This window comes from Pseudanabaena biceps PCC 7429 (genome assembly GCF_000332215.1).
GTDB lineage: Bacteria > Cyanobacteriota > Cyanobacteriia > Pseudanabaenales > Pseudanabaenaceae > Pseudanabaena > Pseudanabaena biceps.
Genome location: NZ_ALWB01000173.1, coordinates 1 through 11,831, shown reverse-complemented (window position 1 = coordinate 11,831; position 11,831 = coordinate 1). Strand labels below are relative to the sequence as shown.

The window sequence follows — 11,831 nt, the reverse complement described above, 5'->3', positions numbered from 1 at the left end:
CCATTTCTTAACTTGGGATAATTCCAAAAGACAAGTGGCGGCGCAAAGCGCCGCCACTTGTCTTTTGGAATTATCTCTAGTGATTTAAACTAAAAATAAATGATTAGGATCGAGATAGACTTGAAATGGTTGAGAATATTGCTTCAAAACCAGCCATTTCTCTTTAAATACTTCCGCTTGTAGATGATAGTCCCAATCATGACTGGGAGGAGTCTTTAACTTGATGTATAAAGTCATGCGGTGAGGTGTTTCCGTGGTACGAACTAACCAGCAGGGAAGTATATTAGGCGAATCATTTTCGGATTCATGCTCAAGAAAAACGATCTCGTGAGCGCGAATTCCTATGTGAGTTAGCGGTTTAACATTGGAATAGTTAACCTGTAGCTTACATTCCCAATCTAGAGCTTCGATGCGATCAGGCGCGATCGCATCAACCTCAATCCGTGAGAAGTTTTTACATCCCGTAAGCCTCGCTGTCTCCACATTAGCGGGATGCTCTAAAACGGTTGACTTCTCCCCGTAACTCATCACCTTACCGCGATCTAAAATCAATAGGTTTTGGCAAATACGATAAGCCTCATCGATATTGTGAGTTACAAATAGAGTAATTCCTTTATAGGTACTAAGAACTGAGATAAGTTCCCTTTCTATTTGGTTGCGGAGGTGGGTGTCGAGCGCAGAGAAGGGTTCATCTAACAGGAGGATATCAGGTTGGCTGACCAAAGCCCTAGCAAGGGCAACGCGTTGCTGCTGACCACCTGAGAGTTGATGTGGATAGCGATCGCCAAAGGATTGCAGTTCAATACTTTGTAATTGCTCCGCAACCTTTTGTCTAACCTCCGATCTCGGAAGATCTTTGGGTAATCCAAAAGCAATATTTTGGGCAACCGTAAGGTGTGGGAAAAGGGCATAGTTTTGGAACAGAAAACCAATATTGCGATCGCGGCTGGGCAGATTAATTGCTTTAGCACTATCAAATAAAACCTTGCCATCGATCACAATCCGCCCACTTGATGGATTCTCCATCCCTGCGATGCACCTGAGCAGCATACTTTTTCCCGTGCCTGATGCACCCAAAATACCAATGGATTGGTCAACACAATGCAAAGCAATTTGCAAATCAAATTCTGGTAATTGTTTATAGATGTCGATGAATAAGCCTTCATCGGTGATTGGCGTTGGGTGATTGGTAATTGGTGATTGAGGATTGGCAATGGAATTGGTTCCTTTATCCTTTTTCCTATTTCCTCTTTCCCTGCCCCGTTCTCTCTTGTTTGACCAAAAATGTGCAATAGCGATCGCAGAAAAAGACATCGATAAAATTATGGCTGTCCATAACCAAGCTTCCTGAGTTGAGCCTGATTCTACCGCAGCATAAATAGCAATGGGAATCGTGGTGGTTTGCTTAGGAATGTTACCTGCTAGCATCAAGGTTGCCCCAAATTCGCCTAAGCCTCTAGCAAAGGAAAGCATAGTTCCTGCTAAAATTCCTGGAAAGGCTAGGGGTAAAGCTATTTGATAGAAGACTCTAAATTCAGAGGCCCCCAGAGTTTTGGCAGCACGCAATAGATTTCCATCCACCTGCTCGAATGCACTTTGAGCAGTTTTGTACATTAGAGGAAAAGTGACAACTATTGATGCAACCACCCCCGCATACCAAGTAAAAATAATATTTAAATGGAAGAGCTGCAAAAATTTCCCTACCCAGCCATACTGTCCAAATAGTTGCAGGAGCAAAAAACCCACAACTGTAGGTGGTAATACCAATGGGGCAAGGAAAATGCCATCAAATAAAGTTTTCCACTTGCCCTGATATTCGAGAAGACTATAGGCTGACGTAATTCCCAAAAAAAATGTAAAGAAGATAGCGGTAGTTGCTACCTTAAGCGATATCCAAAATGGAGAGAAATCAAAGGCTACTGAATCCATATTTCTCGAAAATAGTTTTAGCGGTTTCGGTGGATAAAAAGTCTAGATAAGATTTAGCGATCGATTGATTGGCGCTTTTTCTGACAACAGCGATGGGGTAGACAATTGATTCGTGAAGTTTAGCATCAATGACTTGCACTACTTTAACTTTAGTAGAGGCTTTCGCATCGGTGGCAAAGACAAATCCCGCTTGTGCATTACCAGATTCAACAAATTGAAGCACTTGACGCACGTTATTTCCTAAGACAAATTTTGATTGCAAATCTGGCAATAGTTCTAATTTCTTCAAAGCTTGTTCGGCATATTGACCTGCGGGAACGCTACGAGGATCGCCGATCGCAATGCGTTCAAAATCAGCCTTAGTTAAGTCTTTTAAGTCACTAATATCCCCTTTATCTAGTGGCACAATCAAGACAATGCGGTTGCTTAATAAATCGCGTCGGGTATCGGTAACGATTAAATCTCTCTTTTGCAATTCATCCATTTGCTTTGCTGCCCCAGGAATGAGAACATCGACGGGAGCCCCATTCATGACTTGTTGCTGTATATTACCTCCGTTTGCAAAGTTAGTCCGAACTGATACATTAGTTTTTACTTGATTATACAACGGTGTAATTTCGTTCAATACGTCCTTAAGACTTACCGCCGCAGAAACCGTTAATTGGGCGTTCTCTTGATTGCTATTAGCTGGTTGGATTGATTCTTGACTGGCTACAGGTTTATTCGTCTGTTCGGTTGTTGGGGAGAAAAAGCTACATCCTACGATCGTGGATAAGGTGACAACGATTAAGGAGAGAAAAGTAATAACTTTTTTCTTGTTCATAGAGTCTCGGATGGGATAATTTCCTATAATATCTATAATATTTTAGTATAGAAGCTTTCAAATCATTATGGGTAATCTCAGATAGAGAAAAAACAACTAGACAAACCCTACACGCAGGATTTGAGTACGCGATTAATCGGTGCATAGGAGGCTCTATTTCAATAAATCAAGTCACCCTAAACCTAAGAAGAGAAGGTTGACGCGAAGCGTCAGCCTTCTCTTCTTGAGTCTTGATTTTGTCCTCATGTGAGTGGCGACTGCGACATAAACCCTGCAAACTCCGCAACCTTACTGAAATTGTGCCAGAAACTCTAACATCAACTCTTCTTCGGACATCTGCTGTAATCGTAGAGCTGTCGGTCCTTTTAAAAACTCCTTAATCGTCATACGTCGATCGCGAAAATCGACAACAAATTGATGCATTTGTTCGATAATTGCAATCTGATCCTCGATTTCCCGCAAAGCCTCACCAATCGGATCGCCGCCATACTTCGTTATCTTTTTGAAAGTAGCAGTCATTTCCCCCTGCTGTGTCTTTTTCGTGATTTTTAATTGCTGCTTTAAATTTTCTAATTGATCTTTGAGATATCTATTTTCTGCTTCTACTTTGGCACAGTGGCGACTCAGATCGTCAGTACTATCGCGATCGATAATCGCCCCCAATTCTTGCTCCTTTTCAATTGCCAGAAGTCTTGCTAGATCACCATCTTGATAAGCAAGATTAATCTCTTTCATAATCTCAGTGCGATATTCTTTCTCCGCTTCATCAGTTACCTTGTCTGGATGAAAACTATCAGCTAAACGCAAAAAAAGTTGGCGAATTTTTTTCAACTCATCGCGATCCGGTTTCGGGATATCTTCGACAATTTGCTGATTAGAGTGTCCCCGATAGTGAGCCCAATCGAATTCATTTTCAAAGTCATCATCGTCATTTTCAAATAGCTCCTCTTCCATTGGCAAATGCTTGGGACTAATAACTCCATCCAATTGCAAATGATAATAAACGCTCTCAATATCTTTACGAGATTTCTTGCCCAATTTTCTTCCAGTCAGAATTTCTTGAAAAACAGCATGAATTTGCTCATCCAGTTCCAAGATCTTTTGCCGAAAAGGAGCGACCCGTTGCGCAATCTGAATACCCACCTCTTTGATACTGTCATTAAGAGTGTTTAACTTAGTGCGGTTAGTCTCAATTTGTTTGATAAGTTTACTGTTTTCCTTCTCCAAAAAGTTAAGGCGAATACGCAGATCGGAAAGTCCCAGCTCATTATTAGTATCTGTAAGAGTCTTAGATTTTCGAGCCATAGGAGGTGAATTGAGGAATAGTATTAATATTCTAAGCTGAAAGATGACAGTGTAAAGAGACGGAAGATTACTATTTTTAACGATTCTTGTCTTAGATGACAATTTGGTAATAGCACAATATTCAGGATAAATTTGCTAGAATTTTAACCTTTTGCAATCTTTTTATAATTTATTTATAATTTATATAGCTACAGTCACTTGACTTAGGACAAATCAAACCCCAAGAATTGACTAGCGTCGCGACGCTAGTCAATTCTTGGGGTTTATGTCCTAGCACACTTGGCGACAGCTATAGCAACGGAAGAGATGACTAGGACAAATCAGAACCCCTGGGAAGGAAGCCAGAAATCTTGGTACTGGGAGACTGTCAAACATTTTGTGTAAAGTCTAGAAGCTAGATGTGGAGACGATCCTCAAAGAGGATGGCAAAGCGATTAAGAGCAGGCTTCCAATCACGAATGGAGCCTCGTCCATTTCTTAGAAATATTTCGCATTGCCAAATAAACCAGCTTGAAAGCAGCCTCATCCGAGGGGAAAATCTGTTGAGATTTAATCACCTTACGCAAACTGCTATTCATCGACTCAAGTGCCTTGGTGGTATAAATCGCCCTACGAATCTCAGGGGGGAAAGCAAAGAAGGGGATAATATTCGCCCAATGACTGCGCCAAGACTTAGAGATCGACGGATATTGTTTGTCCCATTTCTCAGCAAAGAGTTCGAGGTTAAACTCTGCCTCCGATTCCGTTGCCGCAGCATAAATCGCCTTGAGGTCAGCACAAACTTGCTTGCGTTGTTGCCAAGGGACAAAAGCAACCGAGTTTCTGACCATGTGGACAATGCATAATTGCACCTGAGTTTTAGGAAACACTGTTTCAAGTGCCTTAGGAAACCCAGTCAAACCATCAACACAAGCAATCAAGATATCTTTGACCCCACGGTTGTGAATTTCGGTGAGTACAGATAACCAGAATTTTGCCCCTTCATTCGGGGAAATCCACATACCCAGTAATTCCTTGTACCCGTCCATATTCGAGCCAGTGAAGTCAACATTCCGAAAGACAATGACCTTTGATAATAGCAGAGAATTCTGTGGACATGAGAAGCTATCCGAAAGGCTGCAAATAGAGACTTTCTTTGCAAATCCCTATCATTCATGGGAGCGCGGATTGAATGAACACACGAATGGATTGATTAGAGAGTTCTATCCCAAGAGTACGAACTTTAAAATCGTGAAAGAGGAGGACTTTCAGAAGGTGGTGAATTTGATCAATCACAGACCTAGAAAATCACTTGACTATCGTACTCCTTACGAAGTATTCTTTGCTTCATCAGATACCGTTGCATTTCATCCTTGAATTGGCGCAGCAAGGGCAATTTCAACGTGCTTCTGAATTATTTGAACAATGCTTAGAATTAGATCCAAATAATTTTCGTACATTAAATAGTTATGCAAATGCCTTAGTACAACAAGGAGAATATCTACATGCTTCTGAATTATTTGAACATTCCTTAAAATCAAACAAAAGCAATGTTCCTACATTAAATAGTTATGCAAATGCTTTAGTAGAACAAGGAGAATATCAACGTGCTTCTGAATTGTTTGAACAATGCTTAGAATTAGATCCAAATAATTTTCGTACATTAAATAGTTATGCAGATGTCTTAGCACGCCAAGGTCAATATAAACGTGCTGTTGAGGTTCAACCATACTACTCATATGCTCTATTAAAATATGCTCAACAGCTAGAAGCAAGAGGTGATATTCAAGAAGCGCTTACACAACTTTCAGTAATTGATTTATCATCACAAAAGACTTATCACGCCAATATTATTAGATTATGTCTTGGGCGCTTGTATTACCGATTAGGTCAAATTGACTTAGGCAAACAGTTTTTTGATGAGGCGATCGCCAACTCAGAGGATCAAGACAAATCCACTCTCTATGCTGCCCGTAGCCTTTTAGCAACAAATCCAAATAGTCAAGAAGCAATTAATCTATTACTCAAAATTCAAGAAGACTCACCTCGCTACGCTGACGCTATGAAAGCGATCGCCCTTAACGCCGATGCAGAAACTTCCTACGAATTATTTGGAGCCGATGAAGAGCAAATTGATGATATCGAAATGCTCTATCGTGCCATGTATCACAAAATCGGTAACGAAATAGCAGTACTGCGATCGATCTCCTATCGTTTGCTAAAGAGAATGGAAGGAGAACACCCTCTCGTTAAAGAAATTGTCAATGACTTTGAAAAATTACAACAGGGCATCGCCAGTCAGAGAGCCAATGAAAAAGCCGCGATCGCACAGGTTTCCCACAGTAACTATAAACAGCTAATAGAAATTGTTTCCAAAACCGCCCACGACATCTCTGACGAAGTAAACAATCAACTCGCCGTAATTGAGTCCAAAACTCGCCGCGCCATGCGTAAACTCACGGCTGGAAATCCACAATATCAACAGTTTGAAAAACTACTTGTACAGCTAAAGATTACCCAAAAAGCCATCAACGATCTCAAATCCATTAATGAAGGTAAAACCATTCGTAGAAATCGCTTCTTAGTCCATCGATTATTTGAAAAATGGGAGCCAGAAAACTGGACAAGTCAACCGCGCATTGACGGTGTGCGTATTCGCCTTGACATTCGTAATCCCGACTCAGAATTTAATGGTGATGAGGAAAAAATTAAAAGTATTCTCAATGAACTGGTGGAAAATTCACTCAAACATAATTATGGCAACTCAAATTTATCGATCCGTATGTATTCTAGCGATCTGCTCAATCCATCAGACATCAGCAGTCCTACCATCCCTGGCGATCGCAAGTTTTTATATATAGAATTTACAGATAACGGTCAAGGCGTTCCAAGCGATAAAAAAGATTGGATCTTTCAACCCCTAAAAACCACATCCCCCGAAGATAAAGGTAGCGGACTGGGACTATTCATTGCCCGTAAAACCATCAAAAAAATGGGTGGACAAATTCGGGAAGTCGGCGAAGCAGGAAAAGGGGTAAGATTTCAGATATATTTACCATATTTATCTGCAAATATTTTGTAGTAAAGCATATTGTAGAAACACAAAAAATTAAAATTCGCTCATGCAAACCCAAAACGTCCATCTCTTAGTAATCGAAGACCGAGCCGATAACTTGAATGAATTGCTAACGTGGCTACGCGAAGACTTTGGCTATCAGGAAATCGTTATCGCTACCACCACATCAGAAGCATTAGAAAAATTAGCATCTCCCTTTGATGTCATAATCTCAGATATGCGAATGTACGATGAGGTTGACGCAGGCTTTACGATTCTCGATTGGGTACAACAGCATAACCTATCCTCAGTCGTGATTATTTTCACCGCCAATGAATCCTTAGAAGACTGCTATCGCGCTTGGAAATCAAAGGCTTGGGACTACATATCCAAAAATCCGCCCACAGGTAATGCATTTGAAACCCTCAATGATTCAATTCAAGAGGCGATCGCCTATCTCAATCGCTGGGGAAATCTCCCAAATCAACAATGGTTTGAAGAAAATCAGCAAGATCTCGAAGCCAAATATTGGGAACAATACATTGCGATCGCCAATCAAGTTGTCATCGACTCTGCTGATACCGCAACAGAATTATTCACAAAACTAGAAGAACGGGAACTCAGGCGATTTACCACTACAATTAAGCAAATTGGCGATCTAATTCCCATTCCTGAATTGATTAAACGAATCGAAAGGGATAATGTCGAATTTAAAAGTTCTTTTCAGTGGGATGTCAGAAATAATCGTGAGAACAAGGAATTACAACAAGAGGTACTTAAAGCGATCTCCTCGTTTTTGAATACTGATGGCGGAACGGTATTGATGGGGGTTGAGGACAATGGCAATATTTTTGGCTTAGAAAAAGATATCAGCACATTAAAAAATGGTTCTCTAGATTTATTTGAGCGCCACCTAGTCCAACAGATCGAAAACAGCATTGGGAAAAAGTTTTTACTGAATCTAAAAATTCGTTTTGAGAATATTAATGGGCATGATATTTGTGCTGTTTACGTTCGCAAATCTATTCAGCCAGCCTTTCTAAAACTAAAAAAGAAAAATAAAGATGGAAACACTGAAGATTCGTTAGAGCTATATGTACGTACTGGCAATTCTAAGCGATCGCTTAATCCTATGGAAATATACGAATATGCGGTTACTAAGAGCAAGATAGATCGGTGATAAATCCCTTGAAGCAAAATGTAAAATAGGTTTAGCTCATATAGTCATGAAACTATGCCCATATCCTTAAAATAGTTACTAATTATGATCGCGAATCCAAAATTTGATTACATAACTCCAGACGAATATCTCGAAATGGAGGAGAAGAGCGAAATTAAACATGAATATATTGATGGATATATTTATGCAATGGCTGGCGCAAACGATCCTCACGTTACGATCGCCTTAAACATGGCTTTTTTAATCCGCAACCATTTACGTGGCTCTAGTTGTCGAGTCTATATGTCAGATATGAAAGCGAGAATCGATTCATTAAATCGCTTTTATTATCCAGATGTGATGGTGACTTGCGATCCTAGAGATACCCAATCACAAAATCAAAAGAGATATCCTAAACTAATTATCGAAGTTCTATCAAAGTCCACAGAAGCATTTGACCGTGGTGATAAATTTGCTGATTATCAACAAATAGAAACTCTAGAAGAATATGTTCTAGTCAACACCAAACGTCAACGTCTTGAATGCTTGTGCCGCAATCAAGAAGGACTTTGGGTATTAAAGTCATACTCTAGCGAGCAAGATAAATTCCAATTATCGAGCATCAATTTTGAAGGGAAATTTGTCGATCTTTACGAAGATGTCAGGTTTTAGAAAAAGCTTGCTTATGATACAAATCTAGAGATCGAAATAGCAAGGATACATTTTGGGCGTTTTCTCGTAATATCGAGATCGCGCTAAATGTAAAATAGGGCTAGCTCAAATCGTGAAAAATTCTATGCCCGTACCCGTAGAACAGTTACTTACCTCCGAAATTCTTAAACCTGCTCGTTATTTAGGCAACGAGTTTGGCGCAGTGCGAAAACCTTGGGACAATGCGATCGTGCGTTGGTCGCTGACCTATCCCGAAATCTATGAGGTGGGTGCGTCAAACTTGGGGCATATCATTCTCTATAGCATTATTAATTCTAAAGAAGGGCAACTATGCGATCGCGCCTATCTTCCCGCCCCCGACCTCTCGGCAAAACTCCGCGCGACTAACACAGATTTGTTTGCTGTTGAGTCCAAGCGATCGCTACGGGAGTTTGACATTTTGGGATTTAGTCTCAGCTATGAATTAGGCGCAACCAACGTTCTGGAAATGTTTGACCTCGCGAGCATTCCGATGACATGGCGGGAAAGGAGCGAATTAAGTATTGAGGAATGTCCGTTAATTTTTGCAGGAGGACAGACTGCTACATCCAACCCCGAACCCTATGCCGACTTTTTTGATTTCTTTGCCCTCGGTGATGGCGAAGAATTACTACCTGAAATTGGCGAAGTGATTAAGTCAGCTAAACTAGCAGGCAAAACCCGTCGCGAAACCCTGCTCGATCTTGCCAATGAAGTTGATGGCGTTTACGTTCCCGAATTCTATGACATGGATGAGAAAACAGGGGCAATTAAACCCAATCGCCACGATGTTTCTCCTCGCGCTCTCCGTCGAGTCGCCACCCCGATGCCCGAACATAGCATTGGCTTAGTTCCCTTAATTGAAACGGTTCACGATCGCCTTGTAATCGAAATTAGAAGGGGCTGCACTCGCGGCTGTCGCTTTTGCCAACCAGGGATGCTCACGCGCCCAGCCCGTGATGTCGATCCTGAGAAGATTGTTGATACCATTGAGAGAGCTATTCGCGAAACTGGATATAACGAATTTTCCTTACTTTCTCTCTCTTGTTCCGATTATCTCGCCCTACCATCCGTAGGCGTACAGATTAAGAATCGCTTCAAAGATGAGCATGTGACTTTATCTCTTCCCAGCCAAAGAGTCGATCGCTTTGATGAAAATATTGCCCATATGCTCCGCAGTGGCGATGGTCGCCAGCAAGGTTTAACCTTTGCGCCCGAAGCAGGGACGCAGCGTTTGCGGGATGTAATTAATAAGGGCTTGACCGATGAAGAGTTACTACAGGGCATTAAAACTGCCTATGTTGAAGGTTGGGATAAAGTCAAACTCTATTTCATGATTGGCTTGCCGACGGAAACCGATGAAGATGTGCTCGGCATCGTCAACACGGTAGAATGGCTACAACAGGAATGTTCGCAAAAGGGTCGAAAAAAGATCTCCTTTAACTTGACCATTTCTAACTTCACACCCAAGCCCCATACGCCTTTCCAATGGCATACGGTATCTAGTGGCGAATTTGTACGGAAGCAACAGCTACTTCGTAAAGAGTTCCGTCGCTTGAGTGGCGTAAAGGTCAACTATACTGAAGTGCGCATTAGTGCCATGGAAGACTTTGTCGGACGTGGCGATCGCCGTTTGGGTAAGGTGCTACATCGCGCATGGCAACTAGGTGCGGGTATGGACTCATGGTTTGAGAATACCGAAAAAGCCTTTGGTGCATGGACACAGGCGATCGCTGAAGCCGATCTGGTATGGGATGCGCCATCCCTCAAGATGTCCGATCCTTTGCCTTGGGATCATGTTGATACGGGGATTGATAAGCAATGGTTAATCGAAGATTGGGAAAGAGCGATCGCCGCTCAAGTAATTCCCGATTGTTCCTTTGGAGGTTGTTCTGAATGTGGCGTTTGTGGTCCCGAATTTGGACATAATGAGGTAATCCCGCCACCAGAAGTTCCGCCAATTTCTCTAGAGAAGCCGAAAGTGCCGCCGAGAGTACAGCGTATTCGCCTTAAATTTGGCAAATTGGGCGATATGAGTTTGATTTCCCATTTAGATTTGCATCGCTTTTTCCAGCGTGCGGCAAGGCGTGCGGCTTTACCCATTGCCCATACTGAAGGCTTTAACCCATTACCACGTATCTCGATCGCTAAGGCTCTCCCCCTTGGGCAAACCAGCAGCGCTGAGTTTGTCGATTTTGAACTGACCGCAACTATTCCCCTTGAAGAGTTTCAAGAGCGCTTTAAGGCCGAGCTTGACAGTGATTTACCGATCTATGCGATCGAGGAAGTGCCCGTCCATTCTCCTTCCCTAGATGCGATGTTGGAAGTGGCTGAATATACACTCACCTGTGCATTTATTACGCCGAAAGAACGTAATGCTGCCGATATTATGGATTTGCTCGAAGGTGCAAGCTACTGCGTACTTGCGGCTAATTCCATTCAAATGCCCAAGGTATCGAAATCTGGACGCAATCAGATGTTGGAATTACGCGATCGCATTTTTGCAATTAATGTTCTCAACCCCGATCCTGAATTTCCCAAAATCCATTTCATGGGTAGTTGCAAACCCGATAGCAATCTCAAGCCTGAGTACGTGGTCTATATGATGAATAAATATCTTGCCGAAGAAGATGAAATTCAATTAGTCAAAGTCCATCGCGAATCGATGCGCTAACGTCAATCAACCCCCAAATATAAGTGGCGGCGCGAAGCATCGCCACTTATATTTGGGGAACCAAGTTAAGCAATGGCGTAGCCATTGCTTAACTTGGTATAAGACCCCAAAACCTGTAGCGCACGCTGCGCGTGCGCTACAGGTTTTGGGGTTTGATATTTACAGCAATTATCGATCAAACGAACCACAAGGAAATTTTTGAAAGCGTTGCGAAGCA

7 protein-coding genes and 2 pseudogenes are annotated in these 11,831 nt (G+C 41.9%); 5 read left to right on the top strand and 4 right to left on the bottom strand.

The genetic code is table 11. The annotated features are described in order from the left end of the window. Window positions 1–84: 84 nt before the first annotated feature. The 4 genes and pseudogenes from modB to PSE7429_RS16870 form a co-directional block, all read right to left on the bottom strand. Window positions 85–1,929, bottom strand: coding sequence for a molybdate ABC transporter permease subunit (modB, locus tag PSE7429_RS16885; protein WP_009628498.1), 1,845 nt, complete (start codon window positions 1,927–1,929; stop codon window positions 85–87). Beyond that, window positions 1,910–2,752: a molybdate ABC transporter substrate-binding protein gene (gene modA, locus PSE7429_RS16880; protein ID WP_009628497.1), complete on the bottom strand. Its 843-nt coding sequence runs from the start codon at window positions 2,750–2,752 to the stop codon at window positions 1,910–1,912. Before modA ends, modB begins: the two co-directional genes overlap by 20 nt. Window positions 2,753–3,040: 288 nt before the next feature. Continuing rightward, the gene (locus PSE7429_RS16875; RefSeq protein ID WP_009628496.1) at window positions 3,041–4,057 is read right to left on the bottom strand and encodes a J domain-containing protein; all 1,017 of its coding nucleotides are present in this window, start codon (window positions 4,055–4,057) and stop codon (window positions 3,041–3,043) included. A gap of 394 nt (window positions 4,058–4,451) precedes the next feature. After that, window positions 4,452–5,094 (bottom strand): annotated as a pseudogene (locus tag PSE7429_RS16870) (IS256 family transposase); the annotation flags it as partial. A 13-nt stretch (window positions 5,095–5,107) separates the two neighbouring features. On the opposite strand from PSE7429_RS16870, the pseudogene PSE7429_RS26000 reads away from it, so the two are divergent. From PSE7429_RS26000 to PSE7429_RS16845, 5 genes and pseudogenes are all read left to right on the top strand, one after another. Beyond that, window positions 5,108–5,413, top strand: a pseudogene (locus tag PSE7429_RS26000) (IS30 family transposase); the annotation flags it as partial. Next, the gene (locus PSE7429_RS16860; protein WP_009628493.1) at window positions 5,397–7,118 is read left to right on the top strand and encodes a tetratricopeptide repeat-containing sensor histidine kinase; all 1,722 of its coding nucleotides are present in this window, start codon (window positions 5,397–5,399) and stop codon (window positions 7,116–7,118) included. The pseudogene PSE7429_RS26000 and the gene PSE7429_RS16860, both read left to right, overlap by 17 nt. Window positions 7,119–7,158: 40 nt before the next feature. Further along, window positions 7,159–8,271 carry an RNA-binding domain-containing protein gene (locus PSE7429_RS16855; RefSeq protein WP_009628492.1) on the top strand — a complete coding sequence of 371 codons (1,113 nt, stop codon included), beginning with the start codon at window positions 7,159–7,161 and terminating at the stop codon, window positions 8,269–8,271. 84 nt (window positions 8,272–8,355) lie between these two features. Next, window positions 8,356–8,922: a Uma2 family endonuclease gene (locus PSE7429_RS16850; RefSeq protein ID WP_009628491.1), complete on the top strand. Its 567-nt coding sequence runs from the start codon at window positions 8,356–8,358 to the stop codon at window positions 8,920–8,922. 124 nt (window positions 8,923–9,046) lie between these two features. Continuing rightward, entirely contained in the window at window positions 9,047–11,614 is a 2,568-nt protein-coding gene (locus PSE7429_RS16845) for a TIGR03960 family B12-binding radical SAM protein (protein WP_009628490.1), read from the top strand. Window positions 11,615–11,831: the final 217 nt, after the last annotated feature.